11 protein-coding genes are annotated in these 14,569 nt (G+C 68.1%); 3 read left to right on the plus strand and 8 right to left on the minus strand.

Annotated elements, in window-relative coordinates; genetic code table 11:
* Positions 1 to 26: 26 nt before the first annotated feature.
* Together ACQCVD_RS04770 and ACQCVD_RS04775 are read right to left on the minus strand one after the other, a co-directional pair.
* Entirely contained in the window at positions 27 to 1,799 is a 1,773-nt protein-coding gene (locus ACQCVD_RS04770) for an alpha/beta hydrolase (RefSeq protein WP_426822568.1), read from the minus strand.
* On the minus strand, positions 1,796 to 3,610 hold the full coding sequence (locus tag ACQCVD_RS04775; RefSeq protein ID WP_426822569.1) for an ABC-F family ATP-binding cassette domain-containing protein: 1,815 nt from the start codon (positions 3,608 to 3,610) through the stop codon (positions 1,796 to 1,798). The genes ACQCVD_RS04770 and ACQCVD_RS04775 overlap by 4 nt, the downstream gene beginning before the upstream one ends.
* An 88-nt stretch (positions 3,611 to 3,698) precedes the next feature.
* Here ACQCVD_RS04775 and ACQCVD_RS04780 point away from each other — a divergent pair, with 88 nt between their 5' ends.
* Positions 3,699 to 4,949: a hypothetical protein gene (locus ACQCVD_RS04780; RefSeq protein WP_426822570.1), complete on the plus strand. Its 1,251-nt coding sequence runs from the start codon at positions 3,699 to 3,701 to the stop codon at positions 4,947 to 4,949.
* On the opposite strand, the gene ACQCVD_RS04785 is transcribed toward ACQCVD_RS04780, so the two are convergent.
* From ACQCVD_RS04785 to ACQCVD_RS04800, 4 genes are all read right to left on the minus strand, one after another.
* Entirely contained in the window at positions 4,946 to 5,911 is a 966-nt protein-coding gene (locus ACQCVD_RS04785) for a 4-(cytidine 5'-diphospho)-2-C-methyl-D-erythritol kinase (RefSeq protein ID WP_426822571.1), read from the minus strand. The two genes, ACQCVD_RS04780 and ACQCVD_RS04785, sit on opposite strands and share 4 nt — an antisense overlap.
* Positions 5,912 to 5,915: 4 nt before the next feature.
* The gene (gene rsmA / locus ACQCVD_RS04790; protein WP_426822572.1) at positions 5,916 to 6,806 is read right to left on the minus strand and encodes a 16S rRNA (adenine(1518)-N(6)/adenine(1519)-N(6))-dimethyltransferase RsmA; all 891 of its coding nucleotides are present in this window, start codon (positions 6,804 to 6,806) and stop codon (positions 5,916 to 5,918) included.
* Between the two features lie 77 nt (positions 6,807 to 6,883).
* Entirely contained in the window at positions 6,884 to 8,032 is a 1,149-nt protein-coding gene (locus tag ACQCVD_RS04795; protein ID WP_426822573.1) for a transglycosylase family protein, read from the minus strand.
* 276 nt (positions 8,033 to 8,308) lie between these two features.
* Positions 8,309 to 9,157, minus strand: coding sequence for a TatD family hydrolase (locus tag ACQCVD_RS04800; protein ID WP_426822574.1), 849 nt, complete (start codon positions 9,155 to 9,157; stop codon positions 8,309 to 8,311).
* 25 nt (positions 9,158 to 9,182) lie between these two features.
* On the opposite strand from ACQCVD_RS04800, the gene ACQCVD_RS04805 reads away from it, so the two are divergent.
* Positions 9,183 to 10,097, plus strand: coding sequence for a phosphotransferase family protein (locus ACQCVD_RS04805; RefSeq protein ID WP_426822575.1), 915 nt, complete (start codon positions 9,183 to 9,185; stop codon positions 10,095 to 10,097).
* An 11-nt stretch (positions 10,098 to 10,108) separates the two neighbouring features.
* Positions 10,109 to 10,531, plus strand: coding sequence for a DUF3806 domain-containing protein (locus ACQCVD_RS04810; RefSeq protein ID WP_426822576.1), 423 nt, complete (start codon positions 10,109 to 10,111; stop codon positions 10,529 to 10,531).
* On the opposite strand, the gene ACQCVD_RS04815 is transcribed toward ACQCVD_RS04810, so the two are convergent.
* Together ACQCVD_RS04815 and metG are read right to left on the minus strand one after the other, a co-directional pair.
* Complete coding sequence (locus ACQCVD_RS04815; RefSeq protein WP_426822577.1) at positions 10,528 to 12,660, minus strand: RecQ family ATP-dependent DNA helicase; 2,133 nt, start codon at positions 12,658 to 12,660, stop codon at positions 10,528 to 10,530. The two genes, ACQCVD_RS04810 and ACQCVD_RS04815, sit on opposite strands and share 4 nt — an antisense overlap.
* Before the next feature lie 56 nt (positions 12,661 to 12,716).
* Positions 12,717 to 14,555 (minus strand): methionine--tRNA ligase, encoded by a 1,839-nt coding sequence (gene metG, locus ACQCVD_RS04820; protein ID WP_426822578.1) that lies wholly within the window; start codon positions 14,553 to 14,555, stop codon positions 12,717 to 12,719.
* Positions 14,556 to 14,569: the final 14 nt, after the last annotated feature.

Genomic DNA, 14,569 nt, shown 5'->3' on the forward strand with positions numbered 1-14,569 from the left:
TCCGAGGATACCCAAATCACGGCCCCTCAGGGATCAACCAGCAACTCTTCCGGGATATTCGGCGCAGGATTGAAGACGCTGTCGCCGCTGATGTCGAAGGCCTCTCCCAGGAGGGGCTTGAGCCGGTCCACCTCTTCCAGAGTGAAGCTGCCGTCCACGGCGGCGAAGCCGTCCAGCATCGAGGTGCCGTAGTTGTGCCCGTGCCCGTCGGGCACGCCCTGGGCCATCGGCAGGTCGGCGGAGACCTGGAGGAAGGTGATGACCGGCATCCAGGCCATGGCGGGCAGCCGGTCGAATCCGGCAGGTTCCTTCAGCCAGTCCGGTTCCCGGAAGATCAGGTCGGTGGACCACCACACCACGGGGTCGGAAGCGTGCTGGACATAGAGCATGCGGGTCGGCCCCCAGGGGGTGGTGTCGGTGGCGAAATCGCGGATCTCCTCCGGGTTCTGTGCAAAACGCACCATGCGGCCGCCGGCGTATTCCGGGGAGACTTCACGGCTACCGGGGTCGCGGCGGTCGACGAAGGCCTGCCACAACGGGTTGAAGTTCGGCGGGCCGGTCAACAGAATGCCGTCCACGGAATTGGTGATGTCCCGGATCCCGGAGAAGGCCGATTCCACGCCGGAGGCACCCAGCGATTCGCCGTAGAGATAGAGTTTCGGCCGGTCATCTTCAGGCAGGGTGTTCCACCAGTCGATGATCGGCGTGATCAGTTCCCGGCCGCCGTCGATCACGTCCTCTCCGCCGTTGAGGAAGTGGTAGGCCGACGGCAGGTAGGAGTACTGGGCGGCCGCGTAGGCGGTGTCGCCGTTGTGGAGGAGCTCGAAGGCCTGCGCGGCCTGCGCGTTCACCCAGCCGGTACCGGTGGTGAAGTTGAGCACCATGGCCTCTCGTTCCGTGGCGCCGGTGCGGATGAGTTCATCGATGAGCACTTGAGCGCGTTCCGCATTGGTGGGCGCGTTGTGCAGCCCCGCGTAGACGCGGATCGGTTCCTCCGCGGGGGTCCCGGTCAGTTCCTCCAGCTGCTCCTCCCGCAGTCCCTGGTTGACGAAGCGCATGCCGTACTGTCCTAGTCCCTCCCATTCCGAGTGGGAGCCGGGGTAGCCGGATCGTTCCGGGATCGTCGGTTGGATCATGCCGTCTTCCGGCTCGAGGTACTGGTTGGCCAGGGTGCGTTCCGCAGTCCGCACGAGGGCCCCGGGGATGATCTGTTCAATCAGCAGGATGCCGATGACCACCGTCACGGCCCACGCGGCCACGCCCTTCGCGGAGGGGTTGAGCCAGTCCGGGGTGAGCCGGGCGAGGCTCCTCGTCAACCGGCGGATTCCCCGGGCAATCAGCAGCAGCATCACCCACACCCCCACGCCCAGCGGCACGACGAGCAGGAACTGCCACAACGAATAGGGCTCAGATCGGGTCAGCTCGGCGAGCCCGCGCTGCCACCGGAGGCTGAAGATGACCATGACCACGATGCCGAGCAGCGCGGCGACAGTCAGAGCGATCTCACCGATGGTGCGCCAACGATCGGGAATCCGGGTGAGCGACGGCTGCAGTCGCGGGGCCACCCGCTCCCGGACCCACAGGTCCCAGATCAGGTGGAGAAAGATGCCGAGTCCGTAACCGGCTGCGGCGGCCAGGCCGGAGACCAGGGCCTGGTAGAGAAAGGTCCGGGGCAGCAGGGAAGGTGTCAGTCCCAGGGTGAAGCCGAGGGTGCCGGCGATCAGTCCCCAGGGGTGGAACTGCCAGCGTCGCCACCGGCGGGTCCAGGGGCCGGGTTCCTGCTGCGCCGGTCCCGTCATTCTTCGAGCTGCTCCGCCAATTCCAGCCACTCCATCTCCAGCTCCTCCCGTTCCGCCTGGACCTGTTTCAGGTCGGCGTCGAGTTCAGCCAGCTTGGCGGTATCCACCTGTTCCGCCGCCTCCGCCATCCGGGTGTGAACCTTGTCGATCTTCGGGTCCAGTTTGCCCATCTTGCGTTCGATGGCGTTGAGCTGTTTCTTCAGCTCCCGTTCCTGCTGCGAGCTGAGCTTCTTCCCGGGGCCGGGGGCCGGGGCGTCGGCAGGCCCGTCCACCGACCCCAGGTTGAGCACGCCGCCGCCTTCCGACGCCACCATCGCCGCACGGCGCCGCAGGTACTCCTCAATGCCGCCCGGGAGGTTCGTCAGCTGACCGTCACCGAACAACGCCCACGTGGAGTCCACGATGCGCTCGATCAGGTAGCGGTCGTGGGAGATGACCACCAGCGTGCCCGGCCACTCGTCGAGCAGGGACTCCAGCTCCTGCAGGGTGTCGATGTCCAGGTCGTTGGTGGGCTCGTCCAGCAGCAGGACATTGGGTTCGGCCATGAGCACGCGGGTCAGCTGGAGGCGGCGCCGTTCACCACCGGAGAGGTTCCGGATCGGCGTGCGCTGCCGCTTCGGGTCGAAGCCGAGGCGCTCGGCCAGCTGGGAGGCGCTGAGCTCCTTCTTGCCCAGCTGGACGTAGGTGGCCACGTCCTCCACGGCGTCGATCAGGCGCCGTTCCGGATCCAGGTCGTCGAGTTCCTGGCGGAGCCAGCCGAGCCGGACGGTCTTGCCCTCGATGCGCTTGCCCGCGCTCAACGGGTATTCACCGGCTAGCGCGCGCAACAGCGTGGTCTTGCCGGAGCCGTTGACACCGACCAGACCGATCCGCTCCCCCGGGGCCAGCCGCCAGGTCAGCTCGTCGACCAGGTTGCGGCCGTCCGGGGCGTCGATCTGCGCGTGCTCCAACTCAATGACGACCTTGCCCTGACGCGACCGGGAGAAGCTCATGAGCTCGACCTTGTTGCGCGGCGCCGGTACATCGGAGATCAGGGCCTCGGCGGCCTCGATGCGGTAACGCGGCTTGGAGGTCCGGGCCGGGGCGCCGCGGCGCAGCCAGGCCAGTTCCTTCCGGGCCAGGTTCTGCCGGCGCTGCTCGGCGGCGTCGGCCTGGCGGGAGCGTTCCGCACGGGCGAAGGTCCAGTCGTTGTAGCCGCCCTCATAGACGTCGACGCGGCCGTCGTGGACCTCCCAGGTCTGGGTGGCGATGGTGTCCAGGAACCAGCGGTCGTGGGTGACCACGACGATCGCGACCTTCCGGGACATGAGGTATTCCGCCAACCACTGCACCCCCTCGACATCGAGGTGGTTGGTCGGCTCGTCCAGGACGACCAGGTCCAGTTCCTGGACCAGGGCGGCCGCGAGGTTCACGCGGCGGCGTTCTCCGCCGGACAGGTCCCCCACCCTGGTGTCCAGCCCCAGGTCCACGATGCCGAGTCCGCCGAGCACCTCGCGGACCTTGGCGTTGGAGGCCCACTCGAAGGTCTCCAGTTCCAGCGGGGCGAGCACGACGCCCGCGATCGTCGAGTCAGGGTCCAGTTCGGCGCGCTGGGTGACCACGGCGATCCGGAGCCCGGAGTTGCGGGAGACGCGGCCGCCGTCCGGCGGTTCGATACCGGTCATCACCTCCAGGAGGGTGGTCTTACCCCCGCCGTTCAGGCCGACGACACCGATGCGGTCACCGGATTGCACGCCCAGGCTCACGCCGTCCAGCAGCGTCTTCAGGCCGAAGGACTTGGTCACGTTTTCAAGGTTGATCAGATTCACCATGTCGAGTTCATCCTAGAGCATCCGGCCGCCACCCCCGACAGCCGTTCCCTATTGCAAACGATTTTCGTTTTCATTTACTGTCTTTCCCATGAGAAACCACCGGCCACCTCTCGTGGCAGTCCCCACCGTCCTGTCCGCCCTCGCGCTCGTCGCCTGCGCCCCGGGCACCGCCACCCCACCGGAGCCGGGCGATACCGCGGCAACCACCGCCGCCACCGCCACCGAGGTCAGCTCCCTGACCCCGCGGGTGGTCCTCAGCCATGACGACGGCCTGCTGACCATCGACGCCGCAACCGGTGAGACCGTCGCGGAGACCGGACAGCCGGGTTTCCTGCGGTTGAACCCGGCCGGGGACGGACGCCATGTGCTGGTCTCCGGCCCCGATGGTTTCCAGGTCTTCGACGCTGGAATCTGCGAACAGCCGCACGGCGATCACTCGCACTTCTACGAGCAGCACCCCGCCTTGACGGACATCGTGCTCCCGTCCGGCAAGGCCGGGCACGTGATCACCAACGCCGGGCGCACCAGTCTGTTCTCGGACGCCGAGGGCGCCAGCCGGACCTTCACCCAGTCCGGGCCAGAGTCACTGAGCGAGGGCACCCCGGATTTCACCACCCACGAAACCGGTGCCGCCCATCATGGTGTGGCCGTCCCGCTGGCCGACGGCACTCTGCTGACCACCGTGGGCACCGAGGAACACCGCGACACGGTCCGGCAGGTGGACGGAGACGAGGTCCTGGCCGAGACCACCGACTGCCCCGGGGTCCACGGCTCCGCGATTGCCGGGGAGGCCGTTGTCTTCGGCTGCGAGAACGGGCCCGTGGTCTTCTCCGGCGGGGAGTTCCGCAAGGTGGCGGTGGACACGGACTACCAGCGTTCCGGGAATATGGCGGCGGCACCGGGCTCCCCCATCGTCCTGGCCGACCACAAGACCGATCCGGACGCCGAGCAGGAACGCCCCACCCAGGTGGCCCTGATCGACGCGGAGAGCGCTGAACTGCAGCTGGTGGAGCTGGATTCCTCCTACTGGTTCCGCTCCCTGGCACGGGGTCCGGAAGGCGAGGCGCTGGTGCTGACCTATGACGGTGACCTGGTGACCATCGACGAGAAGACCGGTGAGATAGTGCGCGAGACCCCGGTGGTCGAACCCTGGGAGGAAAAGGAGAACTGGCAGGAGCCCGGCCCGATGGTGCAGGTCGCGGGAGACACCGCCTATGTCACGGATGCGGGGAACAACGAGCTGGTGCTCGTCGATCTCACCGAGGGCGACGTCACCGGACGCTTTGAGCTGCCGGTCACCCCGGTGGAGATGGCCGTGGTCACCGGAGAGGCCGACTAGAACGTCTCGGGAACCACGTGCGCCCCCTCGGCCGGCCCGGTGGCCGTGCGCGCGGTGAGCACCAGCCCGGTGTCGGTCAGCTCCGCGGCCACCTCCCCGGCGTGATCGGCGTCCCGGCAGAGGAAGGCGCAGGTCGGCCCGGAACCTGAGACAATGCCCTGCAATGCCCCGGCGGCGCTGCCGGCGGTGAGGATCTTCCGCAGTCCGGGCCGCAGGCTGGTCGCCGGGGCCTGGAGATCATTGACCAGACACCCGGCCAGCTCCGTCGGATCGCCGCTGAGCAACGCCCGGTTCAGGGCCGCGGTGTCGGTGGCGGCCGGCAGGTCCCGGCCGGACGCCCGCAGTTCATCGAGCTTGGCGAAGACCTCCGGCGTGGACAGCCCCTGCGAGGAGACCCCGAGCACCCAGTGGTACTGCCCGCGGGAGAGCACCGGCACGAGGTTCTCCCCGCGCCCGGTTCCCAGCATGGTGCCGCCGTGCAGGGTGAACGGCACGTCCGAACCCAGTTCGGCGGCGATGCGCTCGAGGTCCGCCTCCGGTACCGGATCCGCCAGTTCGGCCAGCCAGGCGTGGGCGGCCCGCAACGCGGCAGCCGCGTCAGCGGAACCACCAGCCATGCCGCCGGCCACCGGGATCCCCTTCCGCAGCTTCAGGTCGACCATCGGCAGGTCGCCCACCCCGGCGCCGCGGTAGACGGCAACCAGCTTGTCGACGGCCCGCCAGGCCAGGTTCGAACTGTCCGCCGGGACGCCGCCGGCCGTGCCGCCCAGGTCGAGGGAGTTGACCACGGACCCCGCCCCGGCTGAGGTGCCGTGCCGGACGTGCAGTTCCAGCTCATCATGCAGGCTCAGGGATTGGAAGACGGTGACCAGCTCGTGGTAGCCGTCGGCGCGGGCGGCGCCGACCCCCAGGTGCAGGTTGATCTTGGCGTGCGCGCGGGCGCGGATGACATCGACCCCCATGGAGCTACACCCCCGCCAGCCGAACGAAATCGGCCACCCCGAGCTTCTCGCCGCGCAGACTCGGCTCAATTCCCGCGCCACGCAGCGCCTCCTCGGCTGCGGCACCGGAACCATAATGGCCGGACAGCGCGGCGCGCAGCGTCTTACGGCGCTGAGCGAAGGCGGCGTCGACAAGCGGGAAGACGCGGGCCCGGGTGGCGTCGTCCAGGGGCCAGGGCTCGGTGCCGGGGACGAACCGGTCGATACGCACCAGCCCGGACTCGATCTTCGGGGCCGGCCAGAAGACGTTGCGGCCGATCGACCCGGCGCGCCGCACCTCGCCGTAGAAGGCGGCCTTGACGCTCGGTACGCCGTAGATCTTGGAGCCGGGACCGGCCGACAGCCGGTCGGCCACCTCCGCCTGGACCATCACGAGCACGCGGCGGATCGAGGGGAAGGTGGCCAGCAGGTGCAGCAGCACCGGCACGGAGACGTTGTAGGGCAGGTTCGCGACCAGCGCCGTGGGATGGTCGAGCTCCCCCGGGCCGAGGCGCAGGGCGTCCCGGTTGCGGACGGTCAGCCGGTCGGCGAACTCCGGTGCCCGCCACTCGACGGTGACGGGCAGTTCGCCGGCCAGTCGCCCGTCGATCTCCACGGCGGTGACCTGTGCCGCGGTGTCTAGCAGGGCGAGGGTCAGTGAGCCCAGGCCGGGGCCGACCTCCACCACGTGATCGTCGGCGGTGAGCTCCGCCGCGGCGACGATCCGGCGGACAGTGTTGGGATCGTGCACGAAGTTCTGGCCGAGCTTCTTGGTCGGTGTGACATCGAGCTTTTCTGCCAGCTGTCTGATCTCCACGGGGCCGAGCAGCGCCGCAGCGCCGCCCTGGTCCGGTGCCTGGTCGTCCTTGTGATCCATAGCCACCTAATCTACCCGCAACAGCCGGACACCCCTCACTCAGTGCGAGGAGGGGTGTCCGATGCGGGTCTCTGCAGCTAGCGGATGCCCATGGAGGCGGTGCAGGCGGGCCAGGCGCCCCAGCCTTGCGCGGCCTGGATCTTCTCCGCCACGGCGATCTGCTGCTCGCGGGAGGCGCCGGAGGCGGTGGCCGAGTACTCGCTGCCGCCGTAAGCCTGCCAGGTCTGCGGGTGGAACTGCAGACCACCGGAGAAGCCGTTGCCGGTGTTGATCGACCAGTCGCCGCCGGACTCGCACTGGGCGAGGCGGTCCCAGACGGAACCGCCGGCGACGGCGGCGGCCGAGGCGGTGCTCTTCGGCTTGGTGCCGCGCTTGATGACGGCCGGGGTGGCCTCCCGGACGGTGTGCTCGTGCAGCACCTCTTCCGCCGTGACTGCGCCGTTGACGGTGGTGACCTTCCTGGTCACGTCCCGCAGTCCGGATTCGCCCCACTCGACGACGGTCTCCTCCCCCTCGGGGGCCTCGGAGTCCTCCACGTAGTTGGTGGGGACATCGAAGGTTTCCTGCTCCGTGATCTCCTCGATGCTGACGCGGTCGACGTCGATCGTCAGGTTGTGGGTCAGCGGAGTGTCTGCGGCGGGGCTCACGGTGTCATGCTCGCCCAGCTCGACGCCGCGTTCGGCGAGCACATCACCGACGGTGGCGGCGGCGATCGAGGTGTAGGTGACGTTGCCGCCGTCATTGACCGCGACGATCTTCGGTTTGGTGATCTCCACGGTCAACCCGTCAGCGACGTTGGCACCCGGTTCCGCGGAAACCTCCGCCCCCGGCTGGTAGCCCTCAACCTCGTCGAGCAGTTCCTCGACGGTCACGGCGTTCGAGGTCAGGTCCCGCTCCTGGCCGTCGATGACCACGGAGACCTGCTTGGCGGTGCGCACGCTGATCGTGTCGGCGTCCTGCAGCGACTCGCTCGGCGCGGGATAGACCAGATCCTGGTCCCCGACCTGGACCCCGGCGGCCTCCAGGGCACCCTGCACGTCACCGGCGAAGGTGGAGACGGGCACCTGCTCCCCGTTGACGTCGACCACGACGTCCTTCTGGCTGGCGGCGGCGACGGACACGCCACCGACGAGCACGGCGGCGGCGACCCCACCGCCGGCGATCCGCATCGGGACGGAGATACTCGAGGTGGACCGGTTGATTCGCGACTTCTGACTGATTCCCATGAGGGCTTCTTATTCTCGCTCTGCTCGCAGTCCGGCCTGCTTGCCCGGCCGGCTCTCATTACCTACTTGGACTCCGCGGACGCCCTGCGTCCGACGGAACAATGAATAACGGTACGATAACAAAGAAGACACGACAACGAGAAAGTCTGGGCACGCACCCCGAGTGCCCCTTGCGTCCCTGTCACCTCAGGAACCCCGTCTACCCACGACAAAGTGGCTGAGTGAGATTCCTCACAAGACCCATTCGGGCACCCCCTCGCGGTGGCCTCCGCCGACCTATTCCGGCAGATTCAGGCCGAAAACCTCGTCAAAGGTGCGGTTGACCTCCATTGCCAGGTCCCCCGGGTCCTGGCCGCGGGCATCCGCCACGCAGAGCGCTGTATGGCCGATCAACGACGTCTCGTTACGGGCCCCGCGGTACGGCTCCGGGGTCATGTACGGCGCGTCAGTTTCAATCAGCAGCTGCCCGGCAGGCACCTTCGCCGCGATCTCCCGCAGCTCCGCATTGCGCTTGAAGGTGACGTTGCCCGCGAAACTCAGGATGTAGCCGCGCTCGACCGCCACCCGGGCCACCTCGGTGGACGATGAGAAGCAGTGCAGCATGGTGTGCCGGGGCGCCGGACTGTCCGCCAGGATGCGCAACAGGTCCTCGTCCGCGTCCCGGTTGTGGAGCATCAGTGCCTTGCCGGTGGCGACGGCCAGGTCGATGTGCCAGCGCAGCGCCTCCTCCTGGGTCTCGAGGGAGGCGGTGCGCTCCGGATCGTGGGTGATCCAGTAGGTGTCCAGACCGGTCTCCCCCACGGCCACGCACCGCGGGTCGCGGACCATCTCGCTGAGCCGGGCGCGCGCGGCGTCGTCGAGCTCGTGGGCGCGGGTGGGGTGGATGGCACAGGCGGCGTACACCCGCTGGTTGTGCTGCGCGGCCGCCAGCGCCAGCTCCGCCTCGGCGAGGCCGTCACCGACGGTGCACAGCTTCTCGACACCGGCCGCCACCGCGCGGTCCACCAGCTGTGCCACGTCCATCGGGGTGCTGGCCCCGGTGGCGGCGAGATGGGTGTGGGCGTCAATCAGCCCGGGAAGCGGTTCCGCGGGCTCCGGCGTGGGACGTGGCTTCTTCTTCGACATGGGCGTCATTCTAGACTCAACCACCATGAGCACCAGCCTGAGCGCCGCAGCCCTGCCTGCCATGGTCAGGTCGGCATTCCCCGAGCTGGCCTTCACCCACACCGAGATCCCCGGCCAGGGGCTCGATCATGCCGTCGTCCTGCTGCACGGCACGGCTCACGGCACGCTCGTGGCCCGCGCCCCGCACACCGCTGAGTACCGGGCCCAGGCGGAGGTGGAGGCCGCAGTGCTGGCCGAGGTTTCGACGTTGACCGACGTCGTCCTGCCGGAACCGGTACGCACCACCGGGGATGGGACGCTGACCGTACACACCCTCGTCCCCGGCAGCCCGCTCGACGACACCGCCCTGGCCGGGGCGGCGGAAAACCGCGAGGTGGTCAACCGGCAGCTCGGGGAACTGCTCACCGCCCTGCACACCCGGGACGTCACCACCGCCCCCTTCAGCGCGGTGGAGCCCTGGCGCCGCAGGGGCAGGTGCAACACCGCGCCCCGCTCCCTGCCCGCCAAGGTCGCGCTCCTGCGGGAACGCGCCCAGCGTCTGCTCCCCGGGGCACTGGACCAGGCTTCCCTGACCGATGTGGAGCGCATCTTCACCGACATGGACACGCTGCTGGATCCGGCCCGGCCCGCCCGGCTGATCCACAGCGACCTCTACGACGAGCATCTGCTCTGGGATCCCGAGCGGGAACGCCTCGGGGTGATCGACTTCTCCGACATGAACCTGGGCGACCCCGCAGTGGATTTCGCGCATCTGCCGGATCCGCACGGGGTGCTGGCCCATTACCGGGCGGGGGTGGATGACGATCTGCTGGCCCGAGCCGCCATCTACCGGCGCTGGGACGCCGTGTACCTGCTCGTGGACCATCTGCGCACCGACCGTACCCCCGGGGACCTCGCCTGGTCCGGTTTCGCGGCGGCACGGGCGGAGCTGGCGGAGTAGAGTGACCGGTCATGCAGGTTCAGGAACCGGACGCGGACACCCGCCAGTGGATCGATGACAATCTCCGGGTCGCCGGGGACACCGGCTTCGGCACCACCCCGCCGAAGCTCTTCGAGGCCTTCGAACAGACGTTGGCCGATTACCTCGCGGCCAGTGCCGAGGAAAAGATCGACCCCACCCCGTTCATGGCCTCCTTCGGCATCGCTGTCGGCGAGTACCTGCGCCGGGAGCTCGGCATGGCGTGGCAGGTCATCACCGATGACTACGGCACTGACCTCGCCATCCTGAAGGAGGCCCCGGACGGAAGCCTGGTCTACTCCTGCCCCATCGTGGTGGTGGGGAAACGCTTTGACGCCGATTATGAAAACGGTCAGCTCGAGGAGTTCTGCAACCACTTCCTTGTGGTCAGTAAAGCGAAGTTGGCACGCAGCTAACCCCGTCCGGCCAATGCGAAGGGCAGCACCTGCGCCCCGGTTCGCTCCGCCAGCGTGGCACCGGCGACCGTGACGGACCAGCCGGTGTCGATGAGATCTGTGACCAGCAGTATCGGCCCGTCAGCCACCCGCAGCCCGGCGATCGCCGACCACTCCCAGTGCTCCAGGAGCGCCTGGACCCGGTAGGCCGAGTTCTGTGCGGCGACCTCGCCTTCCCCGGCCCGTACCGGCAGGAGACCGGCATACTGCATGCGCCCCACTCCGGCGATGGCTACGGCGGTGCGTTCCACCAGAGCCCTGGTGGCGGAGTCCCCGGCGCCCAGTGCCACGACACTGCCCGGACGCTGGTCCCAGTCCCAGTCCGCGAGCACCGCGACGATCCGGGGCAGCCACGGGTCCTGGCGCCACTCCTGCGCCGGAGCCCAGCTCTTCTCCTCCAGCAGGGTCTTCAGCGCAGGGCCACGGGCGACGTCATTGAGTCTGCCGAGAGCCCTACCCGCCCCCACGCCCTTGATCTTCCCGCGGATGCTGATCCCGGTAGGCCACTGTCTCCGAGCCGCCAGCCGGACACCGGGGGCCCGCAGCCGCTGGGTGACGGACTGCTCCGCGGCAGGGTCGATCTGCAGCTCCCAGTTGCGTCCAGTGCAGTTGCTGCAGCGCCCGCAGGGCTCAGTGGCGGTGCTGTCGTCCAGCTGATGCCGCAGGAAGAGCATCAGGCAGCCGGTGGTGCGCTCGTATTCCAGCATCGCCTGTTGCTCCGCCTTGCGGGCCTGGTCCAGACCGGCGTAACGGTCGGCGTCATAGGCCCAGGGCTGGCCCGTGCTCAGCCACCCGCCCCTGACGCGGCGGACGGCCCCGTCCACATCAAGGACCTTGAGGACCTGCTCCAGTCGGGAACGGGAGAGGTCGACCTTCGCCTCGAGCTTCATCGTGGATTGTGCCTCGGCCTCGTCCAGCGCTCCCAGCAGGTTGCGGACGGTGTCCTCTCCGGGGAAGGACACCGAGGCGAAGTAGTCCCAGATCTCCTGGTCCTCGGCACCGGGCAACAGGATGACGTCAGCCCGGTCCGTGCCACGGCCGGCACGACCGACCTGCTGGTAGTAGCTGACCGGTGAGGAGGGGGCACCGAGATGCACGACGAACCCGAGGTCGGGTTTATCAAACCCCATGCCGAGCGCCGACGTGGCCACCAGTGCCTTGAGTTCGTTGTTCTGCAACGCCTGCTCCAGGCGTTCGCGTTCGCCGGCCTCCGTCCGCCCCGTGTAGGCGGCCACATTCCATCCGGCGGCGTCGAGCGCCTGCGCCAGGTCCTCGGCGGCAGACACGGTCAGGCAGTAGATGATGCCGGACCCTTCCAGCTCGCTGAGGTGGGTGGCCAACCAGGCCGGCCGACGGGTGGTGTCTTCCAGTCGGACCACGGCGAGGTGCAGGGCCGCCCGGTCCAGGCCACCGCGCAACACCCCGGTGTCCGGCCCCAGCTGGGACTGGACATCCGCGACCACGCGGTCATTGGCGGTGGCGGTGGTGGCCAGCACCGGAACCCCCTCCCGCAGTCCCCCCAGGAGATCACGGATCCGCCGGTAGTCCGGCCGGAAGTCATGTCCCCAGTCGGAGATGCAGTGCGCTTCATCGATGACCACCATTCCGACGGTGCGTGCCAGGTCCGGCAGCACCTCATCCCGGAAGCCGGGGTTGTTGAGCCGCTCGGGGGAGACCAGCAGCACGTCCACCTCCCCGCGGACGACCTGCTCCTGGATGTCATTCCACTCGGTCATGTTCGAGCTGTTCAGGGTGGCCGCCCGGATTCCGGCGCGCTGGGCGGCGGCGACCTGGTTGCGCATCAATGCCAGCAACGGGGAGATGATGAGGGAAGCGCCGGCGCCCCGGTCCCGCAGCAGTTTCGCCGCTATGAAGTACACCGCGGATTTTCCCCAGCCGGTGCGCTGAACCACCAGCATGCGGCGCCGGTGGTTGACCAGGGCGTCAATCGCCGTCCACTGGTCCTCCCGGAGGGTGGCACCGGAACCGGCGATGCCGGCCAGCAGCTCATTGGCCCGTTCCCGGGTGGCGGTGGTGTTCTGGGCAGCGGCGTTCTGGGTGGTGGCGTTGTGGGCAGGGGTCGCAGTCATGCCTTGAACCTAACACCCGGTGTGGACACCGCCTTCCATCCCGGGAGCGCCACTAGTTAGCTCGTGGGGTTGACCGGTGCCCACTCCGGGCCGGTTTCCGCCAGCTCCGGGTCGAGCTTGGTGATCAGTGGCTTCGGCTTCTCGAGCTTGGTGCCCGGTTCCACCTCGACCCGCCGCCAGGTGGCCAGCTGGGCGTCGTAGTTCCCCATGATGACGGGATAGGTGCGCCCCTCCTCCGGCAGGCCAGTACCCACCAGCTCGACCGGCATGTCGTCAGCGACCTCGACCACCTTCGGCAGCGCAGCCCAGACACCGTCCCGGCCGAGGGTCTCGTGGACCTGCTGGGCGGTGTGCGGCAGGAAGGGGGTGAGCATGACATTGCAGTCACTGACCACCTGCAGGGCCGTCCACAGGACAGTGGCCAGCCGTTCCCGCTGGGTCTCATCCTTGGCCAGCTTCCACGGCTCTTGCTCGGCGATGTAGGCGTTGGCCTCGCCGACCACGTGCATGATCTCGCTGAGCGCATTCCGGAACTTGGATTCAGCCAGGTTGGCGGCTGCGGAGTCAAAGGTGGCGCTGGCCAGATCCAGCAACTTCTGGTCGGACTCGGTGACCGCCCCCGGCGCGGGCACCTCTCCGAAGTTCTTGTGCGCCATGGACACGGTTCGGTTGACCAGGTTGCCCCAACCGTTGGCCAGCTCATTGTTCACGCGTCGGACGAACTCGTCCCAGGTGAAGTCGGTGTCGTGGTTTTCCGGGCCGGCAATGGAAATGAAGTAGCGCAGTGGATCGGCGCCGAACTCCTTCAGGAAGTCCTTGACGTAGATGACCACGCCCTTGGAGGATGAGAACTTGGATCCGGACATGGTGAGGAACTCCGAGGAGACGACCTCGGTGGGCAGGTTCAGCTCGCCGAGCTCACCGGTCTCCCCGCCCTTTGCCCCCTTGCCGGCGTAGCCGAGCAGTTCGGCCGGCCAGATCTGGGAGTGGAAGGTGATGTTGTCCTTGCCCATGAAGTAGTAGCCGCTGGTCTCCGGATCATTCCAGAACTTCCGCCAGGCCTCCGGTTCCCCGGAGCGGTAGGCCCATTCGATGGAGGCGGAGAGGTAGCCGACGACAGCGTCGAACCAGACGTAGAGCTTCTTGGCGTTGTTGTCCTGCCAACCCTCGACCGGGATCGGGATACCCCAGTCGATGTCGCGGGTCATGGCGCGTGGCCGGAGGTCATCCAACAGGTTGAGGGAGAACTTCAGGACATTGGGGCGCCAGGAGTCCCGGGTTCGCAACCAGTCCCCGAGGGCATCCGCCAGGGAGGGCAGGTCGAGCAGGAAGTGCTCGGTCTCGCGGAACTCCGGGGTCTCGCCGTTGATCTTGGACACCGGGTTGATCAGATCTGCGGGGTCGAGCTGATTGCCGCAGTTGTCGCACTGGTCACCGCGGGCGCCGTCGGCCCCGCAGATGGGGCAGGTGCCCTCGATGTAGCGGTCCGGCAGGGTGCGGCCGGTGGTCGGCGACACCGCCCCCATCATCGTTTCCCGGAGCATGTAGCCGTTGTCGTGGAGGCCGCGGAACAGCTCCTGCACCACGGAATAGTGGTTCCGGGTGGTGGTGCGGGTGAACAGGTCATAAGACAGGCCGAGGCCCGCCAGGTCCTCGACGATCTGCCGGTTGTAGCGGTCCGCCAGATCCCGGACCGAGACACCTTCCTTATCAGCCTGGACCAGCAGCGGGGTGCCGTGCTCATCAGTACCGGAGATCATCAGCACTTCGGCGCCGGACATTCGCTGGTACCGCGCGAACACGTCCGAAGGAACGCCGAACCCCGCCACATGTCCAATGTGGCGGGGACCGTTGGCATAAGGCCAGGCAACTGAAACGAGCACAGACTTAGACATGTGGGCCAGTCTAA

It is taken from the genome of Corynebacterium halotolerans (assembly GCF_050107895.1).
Taxonomy (GTDB): domain Bacteria; phylum Actinomycetota; class Actinomycetes; order Mycobacteriales; family Mycobacteriaceae; genus Corynebacterium; species Corynebacterium halotolerans_B.

Bases quoted from the DNA above. Each gene is read 5' to 3' on its own strand.
- rsmA (WP_426822572.1), bottom strand. From the start codon at position 6,806: ATGGATCACAAGGACGACCAGGCACCGGACCAGGGCGGCGCTGCGGCG.
- ACQCVD_RS04795 (WP_426822573.1), bottom strand. From the start codon at position 8,032: ATGGGAATCAGTCAGAAGTCGCGAATCAACCGGTCCACCTCGAGTATC.
- metG (WP_426822578.1), bottom strand. From the start codon at position 14,555: ATGTCTAAGTCTGTGCTCGTTTCAGTTGCCTGGCCTTATGCCAACGGT.
- ACQCVD_RS04800 (WP_426822574.1), bottom strand. From the start codon at position 9,157: ATGTCGAAGAAGAAGCCACGTCCCACGCCGGAGCCCGCGGAACCGCTT.
- ACQCVD_RS04775 (WP_426822569.1), bottom strand. From the start codon at position 3,610: ATGGTGAATCTGATCAACCTTGAAAACGTGACCAAGTCCTTCGGCCTG.
- ACQCVD_RS04815 (WP_426822577.1), bottom strand. From the start codon at position 12,660: ATGACTGCGACCCCTGCCCACAACGCCACCACCCAGAACGCCGCTGCC.
- ACQCVD_RS04780 (WP_426822570.1), top strand. From the start codon at position 3,699: ATGAGAAACCACCGGCCACCTCTCGTGGCAGTCCCCACCGTCCTGTCC.
- ACQCVD_RS04805 (WP_426822575.1), top strand. From the start codon at position 9,183: ATGAGCACCAGCCTGAGCGCCGCAGCCCTGCCTGCCATGGTCAGGTCG.
- ACQCVD_RS04785 (WP_426822571.1), bottom strand. From the start codon at position 5,911: ATGGGGGTCGATGTCATCCGCGCCCGCGCGCACGCCAAGATCAACCTG.
- ACQCVD_RS04770 (WP_426822568.1), bottom strand. From the start codon at position 1,799: ATGACGGGACCGGCGCAGCAGGAACCCGGCCCCTGGACCCGCCGGTGG.
- ACQCVD_RS04810 (WP_426822576.1), top strand. From the start codon at position 10,109: ATGCAGGTTCAGGAACCGGACGCGGACACCCGCCAGTGGATCGATGAC.